At 66.7% G+C, this 16,376-nt stretch carries 14 protein-coding genes; 8 read left to right on the forward strand and 6 right to left on the reverse strand.

Going from position 1 to position 16,376, the window contains the following annotated elements; all coding sequences use genetic code 11:
• Positions 1–76: 76 nt before the first annotated feature.
• Complete coding sequence (locus tag IB227_RS10560; protein WP_192287394.1) at positions 77–2,038, forward strand: AsmA family protein; 1,962 nt, start codon at positions 77–79, stop codon at positions 2,036–2,038.
• Positions 2,039–2,056: 18 nt separating this feature from the next.
• Here IB227_RS10560 and IB227_RS10565 read toward each other — a convergent pair whose 3' ends face one another.
• Genes IB227_RS10565 through mtgA form a run of 3 tightly spaced genes read right to left on the reverse strand, consistent with a single transcriptional unit; the run spans position 2,057 to position 4,168 of the window.
• The gene (locus tag IB227_RS10565) at positions 2,057–2,488 is read right to left on the reverse strand and encodes a CBS domain-containing protein (RefSeq protein ID WP_132865275.1); all 432 of its coding nucleotides are present in this window, start codon (positions 2,486–2,488) and stop codon (positions 2,057–2,059) included.
• The gene (locus IB227_RS10570; protein WP_192287395.1) at positions 2,448–3,467 is read right to left on the reverse strand and encodes a glycosyltransferase family 2 protein; all 1,020 of its coding nucleotides are present in this window, start codon (positions 3,465–3,467) and stop codon (positions 2,448–2,450) included. Before IB227_RS10570 ends, IB227_RS10565 begins: the two co-directional genes overlap by 41 nt.
• 26 nt (positions 3,468–3,493) lie before the next feature.
• Positions 3,494–4,168, reverse strand: coding sequence for a monofunctional biosynthetic peptidoglycan transglycosylase (mtgA, locus tag IB227_RS10575; RefSeq protein ID WP_225591836.1), 675 nt, complete (start codon positions 4,166–4,168; stop codon positions 3,494–3,496).
• 158 nt (positions 4,169–4,326) lie between these two features.
• Between mtgA and IB227_RS10580 the strand changes: the two genes are divergently transcribed.
• From IB227_RS10580 to IB227_RS10590, 3 genes are all read left to right on the forward strand, one after another.
• On the forward strand, positions 4,327–5,220 hold the full coding sequence (locus IB227_RS10580; protein WP_192287397.1) for an Hsp33 family molecular chaperone HslO: 894 nt from the start codon (positions 4,327–4,329) through the stop codon (positions 5,218–5,220).
• Between the two features lie 151 nt (positions 5,221–5,371).
• Positions 5,372–6,190, forward strand: coding sequence for a hypothetical protein (locus IB227_RS10585; RefSeq protein ID WP_192287912.1), 819 nt, complete (start codon positions 5,372–5,374; stop codon positions 6,188–6,190).
• A gap of 235 nt (positions 6,191–6,425) precedes the next feature.
• The gene (locus tag IB227_RS10590; RefSeq protein WP_192287398.1) at positions 6,426–9,254 is read left to right on the forward strand and encodes a TonB-dependent receptor; all 2,829 of its coding nucleotides are present in this window, start codon (positions 6,426–6,428) and stop codon (positions 9,252–9,254) included.
• A gap of 123 nt (positions 9,255–9,377) precedes the next feature.
• Here the strand turns inward: IB227_RS10590 and IB227_RS10595 are convergent, their stop codons facing one another.
• Positions 9,378–9,980 carry a TetR/AcrR family transcriptional regulator gene (locus IB227_RS10595; protein WP_132865284.1) on the reverse strand — a complete coding sequence of 201 codons (603 nt, stop codon included), beginning with the start codon at positions 9,978–9,980 and terminating at the stop codon, positions 9,378–9,380.
• Between the two features lie 165 nt (positions 9,981–10,145).
• Here IB227_RS10595 and IB227_RS10600 point away from each other — a divergent pair, with 165 nt between their 5' ends.
• From IB227_RS10600 to IB227_RS10615, 4 genes are all read left to right on the forward strand, one after another.
• Positions 10,146–11,054, forward strand: a complete 909-nt coding sequence (locus IB227_RS10600) for an alpha/beta hydrolase (protein WP_192287399.1) — start codon at positions 10,146–10,148, stop codon at positions 11,052–11,054.
• Complete coding sequence (locus IB227_RS10605; RefSeq protein ID WP_192287400.1) at positions 11,051–13,525, forward strand: acyl-CoA dehydrogenase; 2,475 nt, start codon at positions 11,051–11,053, stop codon at positions 13,523–13,525. Before IB227_RS10600 ends, IB227_RS10605 begins: the two co-directional genes overlap by 4 nt.
• A 64-nt stretch (positions 13,526–13,589) precedes the next feature.
• Positions 13,590–14,069: a hotdog fold domain-containing protein gene (locus IB227_RS10610; RefSeq protein WP_192287401.1), complete on the forward strand. Its 480-nt coding sequence runs from the start codon at positions 13,590–13,592 to the stop codon at positions 14,067–14,069.
• 6 nt (positions 14,070–14,075) lie between these two features.
• Positions 14,076–14,480, forward strand: a complete 405-nt coding sequence (locus tag IB227_RS10615; protein WP_192287402.1) for a hypothetical protein — start codon at positions 14,076–14,078, stop codon at positions 14,478–14,480.
• Between the two features lie 29 nt (positions 14,481–14,509).
• Here IB227_RS10615 and IB227_RS10620 read toward each other — a convergent pair whose 3' ends face one another.
• Positions 14,510–14,857 carry a DUF1304 domain-containing protein gene (locus IB227_RS10620; RefSeq protein ID WP_132865289.1) on the reverse strand — a complete coding sequence of 116 codons (348 nt, stop codon included), beginning with the start codon at positions 14,855–14,857 and terminating at the stop codon, positions 14,510–14,512.
• Positions 14,858–14,908: 51 nt separating this feature from the next.
• Complete coding sequence (locus IB227_RS10625) at positions 14,909–16,234, reverse strand: MFS transporter (RefSeq protein ID WP_192287403.1); 1,326 nt, start codon at positions 16,232–16,234, stop codon at positions 14,909–14,911.
• Positions 16,235–16,376 lie beyond the last annotated feature (142 nt).

Here is a 16,376-nt window from a genome sequence, read left to right on the forward strand (position 1 = left end):
CCCGGCAACGGAACATGCACGCCACGACAATGATTGCTTCGCGCGCCCTGCACCGCTGAGCGGCAATCATGGGCGCGTGAACAGCCCGTCCGCCCAACCGAAGACGCGCCCCTCACGCTGGCCTGCACGCCCCGGCAAACGCCTGCTAGCCGTGTTGCTGGCCCTGCTTGGCGCACTGCTCGCCCTGTTCCTGCTGTGGGACTGGAACTGGTTCAAGGCACCGCTGGAACGCGCGGTGCAGGCACGCACGGGCCGCGCCCTGCATATCGACAACCTCGACGTGACGCTGGGGCGCACCACCACGGTGCGTGGCGATGGCATCACGTTCGCCAATGCGCCATGGGCCCGCCAACCGGAAATGGCACGCGCACGCCGGGTCGAGGTCGACATCCGTCTGCTGCCGCTGCTGCGCGCCAGCGTCCAGCTGCCGGAAATCCGCCTGACCCACCCGGATGTGCTGTTGCAGACCGCCCCTACCCACGGCCAGCCCGGCAACTGGGACGTCCTCGGCGGCAGCGGTGGCAACAGCACGCTGCAGCTCAAGCGCCTGCGCATCGACGCCGGCAAGCTGCGCTTCGTCGACGCCGCCGGACGCACCGATGTCGCGCTTGACCTGCAGAGCGGCAAGCCATCCCAGGGTGATGCCGCCCCGCCCCTTCACGTGGAAGGCAACGGCCACTGGCGCGGTGCCGCGTTCTCGATGCGCGGCACCACCGAATCGCCGCTGGAACTCACCCATAGCGACACCCCGTTCCGGATCGCGCTCGATGCCCGTGCCGGTGCCACCCGTGCGCGCGCCAGCGGCAGCCTGACCAACCCCTTCCAACTGCAGGTGTTCAACCTGCAACTCCAGCTCAGCGGCCAGGACCTGGACGAGCTCTACCCGCTGATCGGCATCGCCATCCCGTCTTCCCCGCCGTACCGGCTGAACGGCCAGCTCGCGCGCGATCACCAGCGCTGGCGCTACACCGGCTTCACCGGCGTGGTGGGCAACAGCGACCTGGGCGGTGACGTGCAGGTGGAGACCGGCGGTGAACGACCGCGACTGCAGGCCAACCTGCTCTCGCAGCGGCTGGACTTCGACGACCTGGCCGGCTTCGTCGGTGCACCACCGAAGACCGGCGGCGAGGAGTCGGCCAACGCCCGGCAGAAGGCCGAGGCCGCGCGCCTGGCGGCCAGGCCCACCGTGCTGCCCGACAAGGCCTATGACCTCGGCAGGCTGCGCGCGATGGATGCCGATGTGCGCTGGAAGGCCCGCCGCATCAATGCGCCGTCGTTGCCGCTGGATGACATGGACGCACACCTGCTGCTCGACGATGGCCTGCTGCGGCTGGAGCCGCTGGACTTCGGCGTGGCCGGCGGGCATATCCGCAGCACGTTGCGCATGGATGCCCGCCGCCCGCAGATCGCCACCGCATTGGATGCCAACCTGCGCAACGTGCAGCTGGGCCGACTGTTCCCCGATGCCAAGCTGGCCGAACAGGCCTCCGGTGGCATCAGCGGCCGCGTCCAGCTCAGCGGGACCGGTAATTCCGTGGCCGCCATGCTCGGCAGCAGCGACGGCAACGTCGCCATCGGCATGGGCCGCGGCCACATCGGCAACCTGCTGATGGAACTGGCCGGGCTGGATATCGCCGAATCGGTGAAATTCCTGTTCACCGGCGACAAGCAGATCCCGTTGCGCTGCGCCTTCGCCGACTTCGGCGTGCAGGACGGGCTGATGCAGGCGCGCGCGCTGGCCTTCGACACCACCGACACGCTGGTCGTCGGCGAAGGCACGGTCAGCCTGCGCCAGGAACACCTGGACCTGCTGCTGCGGCCGCGTCCAAAGGACATGAGCATCCTCGCCCTGCGTTCGCCGCTGCGCATCGGCGGCACCTTCAAGGACCCGTCCTTCCGCCCCGACTTCAAGGCGCTGGGCCTCCGCGGAGCGATCGCCCTCACGCTGGGCAGCATCGCCCCACCGGCCGCGCTGCTGGCCACCCTGGAAACCGGGCCGGGCAAGGACGTCAACTGCGGCGGGCACTACGCCCGGTAGCACCCGCCACCGGACCGCTCAGCCCTGGGTGATGTATTCCTGCAACTGGCCCAGCTCGCGGCGCTGCTGCTCGATGACCGACTTGACCAGGTCGCCGATGGAAATCACGCCGACCACCTCGCCGCCCTCCAGCACCGGCAGGTGGCGGATGCGGCGCTGGGTGACCAGCTCCAGGCACTGCTCGACGCTGACCGTCGGCGCCACGGTGACCACCTCGGCGGTCATGATCTCCTGCACCGGCGTGGTCGCCGAGGAGCGGTCCATCAGCACGATCTTGCGCGCGTAGTCACGCTCGGACAGGATGCCGACCAGCTTCGGCCCATTCATCACCAGCACCGCGCCGATGCCCTTCTGCGCCATCAGGCGGATGGCGTCGATCACGGCCGATTCGGGCCGCACCGCGTGGATCTCAGGGGACTTGCTCCCCAGCAACTGTCGAACGGTCTGCATGGCGTTCTCCTGCGCTGATCGGTGCTGCCGATACTGCCACGTTCGCCGGGCGCCATGTGTCGACCAGGTACAAAGGCCGCTGCTTGGCCTCCATGTACAGGCGCCCCAGGTACTCGCCGATCAGGCCCAGCGCGATCAGCTGCACCCCGCCCAGGAACAGGATCACCGCCATCATCGTCGGCCAGCCGGCGACCCGGTCGCCGTACAGCGCGGCCTTGCCCACCACCCAGGTACCGAACACGAATGCACTGGCCGCGGTGAACAGGCCCAGGTAGGTCGCCGCGCGCAACGGCGCGGTGGAAAAGCTGGTGATGCCTTCCAGCGCGAAATTCCACAATTTCCAGAAACCGAACTTGCTGCGCCCGGCGATGCGCTCGCCACGCCGGTACGGCAAGGCGATGCGGTGGTAACCGACCCAGCCGAACAATCCCTTCATGAAACGCTGCCGCTCCCGCAACTGCCGCAACCCGGCCAGCGCGCGTGGCGAGAGCAGGCGGAAGTCTCCGGTATCGGCCGGAATCGGCGTCTTCGACAGGCGACCGATCAGGCGGTAGAACACTGCCGCGGTCGCCCGCTTCATCCAGCCATCGCCGTCGCGTGCCCAGCGCGTGCCATGCACGTCGTCGTAGCCTTGCCGCCACAGCGCGACGAACTCCGGGATCAGCTCCGGCGGATCCTGGCCATCGGCATCCAGCATGATCGCCGCGCCTTCCTCCACCGCATCCAACCCGGCGGTCAGCGCGATCTCCTTGCCGAAATTGCGCGACAGCCGCAGTGCGGCCACGCGCCGGTCATCCTGCGCCAGCTGCTCGATCACCGCCCAGGTGGCATCGGAACTGCCGTCGTCCACGTACAGGATGCGGCCATCCACGTCCGCCATCGCATCGAGCTGCGCGCACAGCCGCGGATGCAGCAGCGGCAGCGCGTCCTGCTCGTTGAAGGCGGTGATGACAAGGGTCAGGCGATCAGCGGGATTCATGGCCCGATTCTACGCAGGCCGCCGGCTTAATCGCCCGCCTCCAGATAGTCCGCTCCGCCCAGCTGCCGGGCCTGGCGCTGGATCCAGGCCGCGCGGCGCTGCACGTAAGGACCGGGGCGGGCCGCGCTGTAGCGCCGCGGCGACGGCAGCACCGCGGCCAGGCGCGCGCTTTCGGCCGCGCTCAATTGCGAGGCGTCCTTGTTCCAGTAGCTGCGCGAGGCGGCCTGCACGCCGTAGATGCCGTCACCGAATTCGGCGACGTTGGCGTAGACCTCGATGATGCGCTGCTTGGACCACAACGCCTCGATCAGCACCGTGTACCAGACCTCCAGCCCCTTGCGCAGCCAGCTGCGCCCCTGCCACAGGAACACATTCTTGGCGGTCTGCTGGCTGATCGTGCTGGCCCCGCGCAGGCGCTTGCCCTTGGCATTGTTTGCCCGCGCCTTCTCGATGGCCTGCAGGTCAAAGCCGTTGTGCTCGGGGAACCGCTGGTCCTCGGCGGCCACCAGCGAGATCGGCACGCTGGCCGCCATCTGGTCCAGGTCCCGCCACTGGTAATGGATCCGGAACCCCCATTCGCCCTGCGCCAGGGCCTCCACCTGCCGGAACAGCATCACCGTGGAGAACGGCGGGTCGATGAAACGCAGCGCCAGCACCTGCAGCACGCTGAACAACGCCAGCGCCACCGGCACCCGCCACATCCACCACCACCAGCCGCGCCGGCGTCGGGCCACCCCCGCCTGTTCCGGCACGACCTTGCGCTCGTCCTGCTCCGCCCCCATTGAAGACCCACCTTGCAGATTCCATCGTCCGGCGCATTATCCGGCACCGGCCCCCACCTCGCGCAGATGCCGTCCCCATGACTGATACCTCCGACCTCCTCACCCGCTTCCTCCTGCCCGATGCCGGCGTCCGTGGCGTCCATGTCCGTCTGGGTGAAAGCTGGCGCGAAATCCTGTCCCACGGCGACTACCCGCCCGCCGCCGCGCGGCTGCTCGGCGAGGCCAGCGTGGCTACGGCGCTGTTCACCGGCCACACCAAGGTCGATGGCCGGCTGTCGATCCAGCTGCGCAGCAACTCCGCGCTGCGCGCGCTGTTCACCGAATGCACCTCCGCCGGCACCCTGCGCGGCATCGCCCAGCTGGCCGAGGGCGAGGACGCGCCGTCCAGCCTGAGCAGGCTCGGCGAAGGCACCCTGCTGGCGATCACCATCGAAAACCCGGGCCTGGACCCGCGCGAACCGCAGCGTTACCAGAGCCTGGTCAACCTCAGCGGCGACACCCTGGACGACGCCTTCGAGGACTATTTCCGCCATTCCGAGCAGTTGCCGACCCGCCTGTTGCTGGCCTGCGACGGCGAGCACGCCGCCGGCCTGCTGCTGCAGAAGCTGCCCGGCGATGCCGGCGACGAGGACGGCTGGGTCCGCGTCAGCGCCCTGTTCGACACCCTGGGCCGCGAGGAACTGCTGGCCCTGCCCGGCGCCGAACTGCTGCACCGTCTGTTCCATGAGGAGCACCCCCAACTGATGGGCGACAAGCCCTTGCGCTTCGGCTGTTCCTGCTCGCGCGAGCGGGTGGAGGCCATGCTGCAGTCGCTGGGCGAGGAGGAGGCCCGGGCCGCCGCCGAGGCCACCGGCCAGGTCGAGGTCCGCTGCGAGTTCTGTGGCCGCCAATACCACTTCCCTTTGACGGAATTCGGCGTATTGTTCGCTTCTACACCGGCCCAGCAGCCCGCCCCCGAGCGGTTGCAATAAGGGATTGCGAGTTTACGTTCTGGGGAGGACGAGGACTTGTTAAGAAACCATAAACACCATAGGATCAATGGCTCACGCGCCGGGAACTTCCCCGCGCATCCGGGGTCAGAGTGAGTCCATGAACGCCTTCCTGCGCCTGCCGCTTGCCTTGATGATCGCCCTTGGCGCGATCACGGGCGTGCATGCGCAGAACAAGCCGCGCACCGACAGCACCGTCCTGCCGGTCTGGAACCGCGGCAGTGGCAAGGTCGAGGCCCTGCTCTACCTGGAGCCGACCGGCGAACAGCGTGCCGGTGCCCGCTGGAATTTCGGCCGCAGCTCGCTGGATGCCGCGTTTGGCCTGTCCTCCGGCGACTCGCTGGGCCTGCTGTGCAACAGCAGCCGCGGCAGCAGCATCAGCGGGTTGGCCAGCCATTGCATGCTGGCCAGCCTGGGCGACGATGACGACGACAATGGTCATCACATCTCCGCCACCACCGCCTTCAACCGTCCCGGCGGCCGCATCGGCGTCACCGCCGGCACCGGCCGCGACACCCTGCCGGCCTGGCTGGCCGGTGGCAGCCGTTCCGGCGCGGCCCGGGTCGAGCAGAACGACCTGACCGTGTTCGGGCAGAAGAACATCGGCAGGGAAGGCTTCGTCTCGATCGGCGGCACCCTGGCCAAGGCCCGCCTGGTACCGCTCAGTGACGCCTCCCCGGCCATCGTCGACCAGTGGGACAGCAAGAGCCTGAGCGTGGGCGGTGGCTACGGCGCCTTCAGCGCCAACGTCATCGGCCGCGTGGTCGATGCCCCCGGCAGCAGCAAGTGGGAAGGGCTCGGCCTGGGCATCACCTGGCGCACCCCGTGGAGCGGCCAGCTGACCGTCGGTGCGGAGAACGTCATCACCCGCGGCAAGAACCCGTTCTCGCCCCGCAATGAGAGCAACGACGACGGTGCGATACCGTACGTGCGTTACGAGCAGGATCTGTAACCGCAATTTCCAAGTGACTTCCCTGAACGCCCCTTTTTGGGGCGTTCTTCGTTTCCGCCTTTCAAATCAGCACTTTGCCGAATTTGATGACCTTCCACCCTTCCATTAACCAATCTTTAATTTATTTGCAGGCGCAAGTACTATCGGCATCGACCTCGGGTTTTGGGATCGCCCTTCGACCCCACCCAGGCCACACGTGCAACACCCAAGTCCACTTGGCAGAGAGAGAGACCCAATGAATTGCAAGACCACCAAGCTGCGCGACGCAGTTGTCGTCGCCTTGGCAGCAAGTGTGTTCCCGGCCGGCGCCGCGTTCGCCCAGGACACCACCACCCTCGACAAGATCGAAGTCACCGGCTCGCGCATCAAGCGCGCCGACGTGGAAACCTCTCAGCCGGTCTTCACGATGAGCCGTGAGCAGATCCAGGCCCAGGGCCAGACCTCGATCGGCGACATCATCCAGACCATCAGCACCAACGGTTCCAGCCTCAACAGCACCTACAACAACGGTGGCAACGGCGAAACCCGCGTCAACCTGCGCAACCTGGGCTCCAACCGCACGCTGGTGCTGGTCAATGGCCGTCGCTGGGTTGGTGGCACCGGTCTGGGCGGCGCCGTCGACCTGAACACCATTCCCACCGCTGCGGTTGAGCGCATTGAAGTCCTGAAGGACGGTGCATCGACCATCTACGGCTCCGACGCCATCGCCGGCGTGGTCAACATCATCCTGCGCCAGAACTTCGACGGCGCTGAAGCCAATGCCTACTTCGGCCAGTACGACAAGGGCGACGGCTCGCGCGAATCGTACGACTTCACCATCGGCTCCAGCGGCGATCGCTGGCATGCCACCGTTGGCGTCGGCTACGTCAAGGAAGAGCCGGTCTGGGCGGGCGACCGCGCAATCTCGGCGGTGCCGGCCTTCGGCTCGCTGCCGAACACCGGCAACAGCAGCACCACCCCGGACGGCCGCTTCGGCTACTACGGCCAGACTGGCTTCAACAGCGATGGCTCGCCGAAGTTCGAATCCACCCGTCCGGATGGCAGCGCTGGTTACTTCGTCACCGGCAATGGCGGCAGCACCTGGCGCAACTACACCAGCGCCGACAGCTTCAACCACGCCCCGGGCAACCTGCTGGTGACCCCGCAGGAGCGCACCTCGCTGTTCGCCGACGCCGGCCTGTCGATCACCGACAACGTCCGCTTCAAGACCACGGTGACCTACAACGAGCGCAAGTCCGAGCAGGTCCTGGCCGCCATGCCGATCGTGCTGGGCCGTGCCGCACCGGGCACCAACGGCGCCAACATCGTCATCAGCAAGGACAACATCTACAACAACACCGGTCGTGACATCGACTACATCCAGTACCGTGCGATGGAGACCGGTGGCCGTATCTATACGCAGAACGTAAAGACCTACGGCTTCAACGGCGCGTTCGAAGGTGACTTCGAAGTCGGCAGCCGCTTCTGGAACTGGGAAGCCGGTATGTTCTACGGCAAGAACGACCAGACCGACATCACCACCGGCTTCTTCAACATCTCGGCCCTGCGCAACGCCCTGGGCGCATCGTTCATCGACGGCGATGGCGTTGCACGCTGCGGTACCGCAGGCAACGCGATCGACGGCTGCGTGCCGATGAATATGCTCAGCGGCGCCGGTTCGCTCACCCCGGAGATGATCAAGTACGCGAGCTTCACCGCGCACGACGTCTACGGTTATGAGCAGAAGACCTATTACGCGAACATCGGCGGCGAGCTGTTCGACCTGCCGGGCGGCGCGTTCGCCTTCTCCGCCGGCGTTGAACGCCGTGATGAGTCGGGCTTCGATGATCCCGATGGCCTGATCAATTCCGGTGACACCACCGGTAACTCGCGTACCGCCACCAGCGGCGGTTACAAGCTCGACGAAGCCTACCTGGAACTGGCGATCCCGCTGCTCGCCGGCGTGACCGGCGCCCAGCTGCTGGACTTCAGCGTGGCCACCCGCTTCTCCGACTACAGCAACTTCGGCAACACCGTCAACAGCAAGTTCGGTTTCCGCTGGAAGCCGATCAATGACCTGATGGTGCGCGGTAACTGGTCGCAGGGCTTCCGTGCCCCGTCGATCAATGAGCTGTTCTCTGGCGTGAGCGACACCTTTGAAGACGTCGCCGATCCGTGCGCCGGCACCATTGGTGACGATGCCAACACGCCTCCGGCCAGCTGCGCCGGCGTGCCGGCCTACACCCAGTCCAACCCGCAGATCCGCACCACGGTCGGCGGCAACACCAAGCTGGGTCCGGAAACCTCCGTCTCCAAGACCCTGGGCTTCGTCTACAGCCCGAGCTTCGTGCAGGGCCTGGACCTGTCGCTTGACTGGTGGAACATCAAGATCGAAGACGCCATCTACGCCCAGAACGCCCAGCAGATGCTGGACGCCTGCTACCAGCAGGGCGTGAGCTCGATCTGCGACATGATCACCCGTGACACCACCGGCCAGATCTCCAACATGTTGGCCGTGCCCAACAACGTCGGCACCATGGAAGTGGAAGGCTGGGACTTCACCGTCGGCTACCGCCTGCCGGATACCCGTTTCGGCAGCTTCAACTTCATCTGGGACAGCACCTACACCTCGAGCTACACCGTCGAGGATCCGGTGACCGAAGGCTACAACCGCGTCGGCAATTACCTGGACCGCGACAACTACTGGCGTATCCGCTCCAACCTGCTGGTTGCCTGGCAGCTGGGTGACTTCGGTGCCACCGCTTCGGCGCGTTACTACTCCAGCCAGGTCGAGGACTGCACCGGCTCGAACTACACCGGCGGCAACTTCGCACGCCTGTGCTCGGACGCGGATCACATCGGCCGTGGCAACAAGGCTGACCCGCAGCGCCACATCCCGAGCGTGACCTACACCGACCTGAGCGGTTACTGGAAGACCCCGTGGAACGGCCAGATCACCATCGGCGTCAACAACGCCTTTGATCGTGACCCGCCGAAGTCGTACACCACGTTCGCCAACTCGTTCGACCCGCAGTACGAAATCCCGGGCCGCTTCTTCTACATGCGCTACAACCAGAAGTTCTGATCGTAGCCAGGTAGTACCCGGAAACAGACCACGGCCCTTCGGGGCCGTGGTTTTTTGTTGGCTGTTGTAGGGACACAAAAAAGGCCGCAGCACGCTGCGGCCTTCTCATTCACGGCGCCACGATCAGTTGCCCGGGATCAACGTCTCGATCACGTGCTCGACATAGGCCTCGAAGTCCTCGCGGGCCTGCTTGGGCTGCTGCAGCTGCAGCGACAGCTGCAGGAAGCCGACATAGGCAGCATAGGCCAGGCGCGCGCGATGGCGGGCATCGGTGGAACTCAGGCCGGCCTGGCGGAACGAGGCGATCAGGTACTCCATGCGCCGCTGTGACACGCGATCGATGACCGGGCGCACCATCGGGTTGTCCAGCGCCTTGAGCAGTTCGCTGTAGATCACGTGCGGGGTGACCTCGTGCGCGACCAGCTGGAACAGCGCACGCAGACGCGTGCGCGGGTCGGGGACTTCTTCCAGGCTGCCGAAGACCTGCTGCTGCTCGACCACTTCCCAGCGCTCCAGCGCGGCCTGCAGCAGTGCATCGCGCGAGGGGAAGTGCCAGTAGAAGCTGCCCTTGGTCACGCCCAGGCGCCGGGCCAGCGGCTCGACCGCCACCGCACCCACCCCCTGCTCTGCGATCAGGTCCAGCGCTGCCTGTGCCCAATCATCCGCACTGAGGCGGCTGTGCCGCGCGCCGCGGGCGTCCGCGGAAGAAGCTGTCGTGTCATTCATGCGCAGATTTAACCATACGGCGGGGACTGGTTGCAGTACGCACGAGGGATATATCCGCACAAAGTGCACTTACGACCGCCCCCCGGAAAGCCCGTCACCGCGGGATAACCGGCTTCCATACCGAAGGGTATTGACAGTCATCGCACCCAATCCATACCATCGGGTATGGTCAACATGCCCTCTTCCCCGTCGCGCAGCGAAGACATCCGCCTGGATGGCGCCCACGGCGCGACCCTGGCGGCCACGCGCTGGCCCGGCAAGCGCCCGCCGATCCTGTTCGCGCATGGCTTCGGCCAGACCCGTGGCGCCTGGACCAGCACCGCCGCGGCCCTCAACGCGGCCGGCTATGCCGCGCTCAGCCACGACGCCCGCGGCCATGGCGGCTCGGATTGGAACGCCGCCGACCTGCCCTATCACGGCGAACAATTCACCGACGACCTGATCGTGGTGGCCGGCGAGCTGAGCCGCCCACCGGTGCTGGTCGCCGCCTCGATGGGGGGGCTGTTCGGCCTGATGGCCGAAGCCCGTTGGCCGGGGCTGTTCTCGGCAATGGTGCTGGTGGACATCACTCCCCGCTGGGAAACCCGCGGCGTGGAGCGCATCCTGGCCTTCATGAGCGCGCATCCGGAGGGCTTCGCCTCGCTGGAAGCCGCCGCCGACAGCATCGCCACCTACATGCCGCACCGCCCGCGCAAGAGCGAGGACGCACTACGCGCGCTGTTGCGCCCCACCACCGACGGCCGCTGGAGCTGGCACTGGGACCCGCGCCTGGTCCAGGAACTGGCCCGCGACAGCGAGCAGCACCAGGACGCCATCGCCGATGCGGCGCGGCGCGTGCAGTGCCCGCTGCTGCTGATCAGCGGCGGCCGCAGCGACCTGGTCTCGCCGCAGACCGTCGAGGAATTCATGACACTGGTGCCGCACGCGCAGCACGTGCATTTGCCCGAGGCCACCCACATGGTCGCCGGCGATGACAACAACGCGTTTACCGCCGCCGTGTTGAACTATCTGGACGCACTGCCTTCTGCCGCAGCGTCCGCCCGAACCGAGCACGTTACCGGAGCAAGCCAATGAGCATCGTCGTCCCCTTCCTGGCCCTGCTGCTCGCAGGCGCCTTCGTCGCCTACCACCGCATGCGGCTGGTCATCTGGACCGCCATCAGCGCGGTGCTGCTGGGCATCTGCTGGTTCGCCGGCGTCCACCAGACCGCCATCCTCGTGGCCGCCGCGATCCTGGCCCTGGTCAGCGTGCCGGTGCTGCTGCCGTTCCTGCGCAAGCCGCTGATCACCGCCCCGTTCATGGGCGTGTTCCGCAAGGTGCTGCCGCCGCTGTCCAAGACCGAGCGCATCGCGCTGGAAACCGGCTCGGTCGGCTTCGAGGGCGAGCTGTTCACCGGTGACCCGGACTGGAACATCCTGCTCAACTATCCCAAGCCGCAGCTCACCGACGAGGAACAGGCCTTCCTGGATGGCCCGGTCGAGGAACTGTGCCGGATGGTCAACGACTTCGAGATCACCCACGTCCATGCCGACCTGCCGCCGGAACTGTGGGACTACATCAAGAAGAACAGGTTCTTCGGCATGATCATCCCGAAGGAATACGGCGGTCTGGGCTTCAGTGCGCTGGCCCACCACAAGGTGATCCAGAAGCTGGCGTCGGTATCGAGCGTGGTCAGCTCCACCGTCGGCGTGCCCAACTCGCTGGGCCCGGGTGAACTGCTCAACCACTACGGCACCAAGGAACAGAAGGATTACTACCTGCCGCGCCTGGCGATCGGCCAGGAAGTACCGTGCTTCGGCCTGACCGGCCCGTTCGCCGGCTCCGACGCCACCTCCATCCCCGACTTCGGCATCGTCTGCAAGGGCCAGTGGAAGGGCGAGGAAGTGCTGGGCGTCAAGCTGACCTTCGACAAGCGCTACATCACCCTGGCCCCGGTGGCCACGCTGATCGGCATGGCCTTCCGCATGTATGACCCGGACGGCCTGCTCGGCGACACCAAGGACATCGGCATCACCCTGGCGCTGCTGCCGCGTGACACCGCCGGCGTGGAGATCGGCCGCCGCCACTTCCCGCTGAACTCCACGTTCCAGAACGGCCCGATCCGCGGCAAGGATGTCTTCATCCCGCTGACCCAGCTGATCGGCGGCGCCGAGAAGCGCGGCCTGGGCTGGAACATGCTCAACGAGTGCCTGGCCGTGGGCCGCTCCATCACCCTGCCCTCGACCGCTTCGGGCGGCGCCAAGGCCGGTGCCGTGGTGACCGGTGCCTACGCGCGCATCCGCAAGCAGTTCGGCCTGTCGGTCGGCCGCTTCGAAGGCGTGGAAGAAGCGCTGGCGCGCATCGGCGGCAAGGCCTACAAGATCAGCGCGCTGTCGCAGGCCACCGCCGCGGCGGTGGACCGTGGCGACGTGCCGTCGGTGCCGTCGGCGATTGCCAAGTACCACTGCACCAACATGAGCCGCGAAGTCATTTCCGACGTGATGGACGTGATCGGCGGCAAGGGCATCATCCTGGGGCCGCGCAACTTCGCCGGCCGCAGCTGGCAGGCCGCGCCGATCGCCATCACGGTGGAAGGCGCCAACATCATGACCCGCTCGCTGCTGATCTTCGGCCAGGGCGCGATCCTCTGCCACCCGTGGGTGCTCAAGGAAATGAAGGCCGCCCAGGACGAGGACCGCAAGGCCGGCCTGCGCGAGTTCGACCAGGCCCTGTTCGGCCATGTCCGTTTCGGCATCTCCAACGCCGTGCGCTCGCTGTGGTTCGGCCTGACCGGCGCCCGCTTCGGCGCGGCCCCCGGTGACGCCTACACCCGCCGCTATTTCCGCAAGCTGGACCGCTACTCGGCCAACCTGGCGCTGATGGCCGACATCTCCATGATGACGCTCGGCGGCAAGCTGAAGTTCAAGGAATCGCTGTCCGGCCGCCTGGGGGATGTGCTCAGCCACATCTACATGACCAGTGCCATGCTCAAGCGCTACCACGACGAAGGCGCGCCGCAGGCCGACCAGCCGCTGCTGGCCTGGGCCTTCCACGACAGCGTGCACAAGATCGAGGAATCGCTGTCCGCTGCCCTGCGCAACTTCCCGATCCGTCCGATCGGCTGGCTGATGTGGGCGCTGATCTTCCCGTTCGGCCGCCGCGCCGAGGCACCGGGCGACCGCCTGAGCCGCCGCGTCGCCGCCACCCTGATGGCACCGGGCGAGGCCCGTGACCGCCTGGCCCACGGCGTGTTCCTGACCCCGTGCGAGAACAACCCGGGTGGCCGCATCAACAGCTACCTGTCCAAGGCGATCATGGCCGAGCCGGTGGAGCGCAAGTTCCTCAAGGCGCTGAAGACCAAGGGCATCGAGGCGCTGACCTTCGCCACCCAGCTGGACGAGGCCGTGGCCGAGGGCGTGATCACCCAGGACGAGCGCAAGCTGCTGGAAGAGCTGCGCGAACTCACCATGGACACGATCACCGTGGACGACTTCGATCCGCACGAACTGCGTTCGGCCGGCTACTACGACCTGCCGGGCAAGCAGCGCCCGCAGCAGGCCGCGTAAGCCAGCGACAATGCGACAACGACGGCGGGCCTGGTGCCCGCCGTTTTCATATCAGGAAGCTCCCATGACCGCTCCGCTGCTTTCGCTGTACCGCCGCTTCACCCGCTGGCCCGCCGGCCACTGGCTGTTCGCGCGCGCGGTGTGCTTCAAGGCCCCCTACTTCGCCAGCATCTCGCCCACCATCACCGCGCTGGAGCCAGGCCGCTGCGAGGGCGTGATCCGCCAGCACCGCCGCATCAGCAACCACATCGGCACCGTGCATGCGATCGCGATGTGCAACCTGGCCGAGCTGGTCGGCGGGGTGATGGTGGACGCCAGCCTGCCGGCGGACATGCGCTGGATCCCCAAGGGCATGGAGGTGAAGTACCAGGCCAAGGCCCTGGGCGTGCTGAAGGCCGTGGCGACGCCACTGCGGCCTATCGTCAGCGCCGCGGACGGCTATGACCTGCCGGTGAAGGTCAGCGTGACCGATGCGGCAGGGACCGAGGTGTTCCATGCGACCATCGGGATGTGGGTGTCGCCGCGCCCTCCTCGCACAGGCTGATCACCCATGACGACCGCCGAACTACTGGTGCGCCTGGCAGGCGTTCACAGCCTGGGGTTTGCCGCCTTCCATCTGGCGTTCTGGCGGTTGTTCGGCTGGAAGCGCGAGCTCGCCCAGCTCAGCACCGCCAACCGCGCGATCCTGCAGATCCTCAACCTGCGCGTGATCTACGTGTTCCTGGGAATGGGGGTGATCGCGCTGGCCTTCACCTCGGACCTGGTCGACACGCGCCTGGGGGTGGTCCTGCTGTGCTTCATGGCGGTGTTCTGGCTGGGCCGCGCGCTTGAACAGTTCGTCTTCCTGCGCATCAACGACTGGCGCGTGCACCTGCTGACCGGCCTGTTCGTGCTGGGCGCGGTGCTGCATGCCGTGCCGATGTGGCTGGGCTTCATGCGCGCCATCAGCCACTGAGCGGCGGCACTTGCCGGCGCACGCTGGCGTCAGAGCGCCCGCAACACCAGTGCGAGAATCGCCGGCACGGCCTGGATAGGGAAAATGCGCGGGCTGACGCTCCACGCGCCATAGGCACCGGCCACCACCACGCAGACCAACGAGAACGTCACCAGCACCGGTTGTCCCAGTGCCAGGCCGGCGATGATCCCGGCGGCGAGGAAGCCGTTGTACAAGCCCTGGTTGGCCGCCAGCACGCGGGTCGTCTCCGCCTTCTGCGGCGTGTTGCGGAATGTCTTGAGCCCAAGCGGGCGCGTCCACAGGAACATCTCCAGCACCAGGAAGTACACGTGCAGGAGTGCGACCAGCACGGTCAGCAGCAGCGCGAGCAGGGACATGGGCGTTGTTTCCTTCAGGCCAACACAGACAGGGGGGACACGCCGCCGCATTCAACGATCGCGCGGCAGCTTCTTTTCCTCGCGCAACACGCCCAGCGCCGACAGCGTCATCAATACTGCCACCAGCGTGCCGCCGGCGAACACCAGGTGCGAGCCGAACAGCGACAGTCCCTTGTGGACCCAGGCGAAGGTCAGGTCGGCGCCCCGGTAGACCACCGTGTCGATCGCCGCACCGGCCTTGTAGCGCCATTGCCGGTCCACGCGCGTATAGATCGTCTCGCGCGCCGGCTTGCCCAGCGAAAACTCGCTGGCGCGGGTCATCACCTGCACCACCGCCACCATCAGTGGCAATGGTGAAGCGGCCAGCACCGAGAAACCGATGATGATGGCAAAGCCCGGGATCAGCAGCGCCGGGGCAATGCCGAAGCGCGACAGCAGCCAGCGGGTCAGGCCCAGTTGCACGATCAGGGTCAACGCATTCACCGCCAGGTCGATGCGCGAATAGAACGCGGTGCTGGCGGCCGGGTCGGTGATCATCCGCCGCGCGATGGACGCCTGTTCGTTGTACAGCATCGTGCCCACGCCCACGCCGAACACCACCATCAAGGCCAGCCAGCGCAGCAGCGGTTCGCGTGCGATCAGCTTCAGGCCATCGAGTACGCTGCCGCCCATGGGCTTCTCGCCATCGACCAGGCGTTGCTCGCGCTCGCGCTGCACCGCCCAGGGCCGCAACTGCCAGATGCACAGCACGCAGACCAGCAGGAAGCCGGCCGACACCAGCATCAGGTTGGCGATGCCCACCCGCTGCACCAGCGAACTGGTGATGATCGGGCCCAGGAAGGCACCGACCGTGCCCGCGGCGCCGATGTAGCCGTAGTAGGCGCGTGCCTGCGCGTTGGAGAACACGTCGGCCATGAAGCTCCAGAACACCGCCACCGCAAACAGGTTGAATACGGTGATCCAGAAGAAGAACGCCATCCCCCGCCCCGGCACACCGCTGTTGAACATCACGTAGAAGCCCAGCAGCGTGGCGATGAAGAAGCCATACACCGCCGGCAGGAACACCCGTCGCGGGAAGCGGCTGACCACCCAGCCATACAGCGGTTGCATCACCAGCATGATCAGGAACACGCAGGTGAAAAGGAACTGCAGGGTGAAGTCCTTCAGCGGCATGCCGTGCGCGTCGAACCAGGCAATCAGCGATGCCGGGAAGATCGTCTGCAGGTCGGCCGAGGCCGCCATGGCCTCACGCACCGGGCGCAGCACGTAGTAGCCGCTGAGCAGGCAGAAGAAATACAGGAACGACCACCACAGCGCCGGCGACTCGCGCAGTGCCTGGGTCAATCGCGACAGGGAGGTACGGCCGGCAACGCTCATGCAGCACCCCGGGCGCACAGGTGGCAGTGGGACGACGGCATGGGTACTCCGGGGGATACGGTGCGCGTACGTTATCTAATGCACTGCAACATCGCCAGTGCGCCGGACGTGCTGCCAGACAGTTGTCGCAGGCCCTATCCTG

The sequence above is a fragment of the Stenotrophomonas sp. STM01 genome, assembly GCF_014852135.1.
Lineage (GTDB): Bacteria > Pseudomonadota > Gammaproteobacteria > Xanthomonadales > Xanthomonadaceae > Stenotrophomonas > Stenotrophomonas capsici.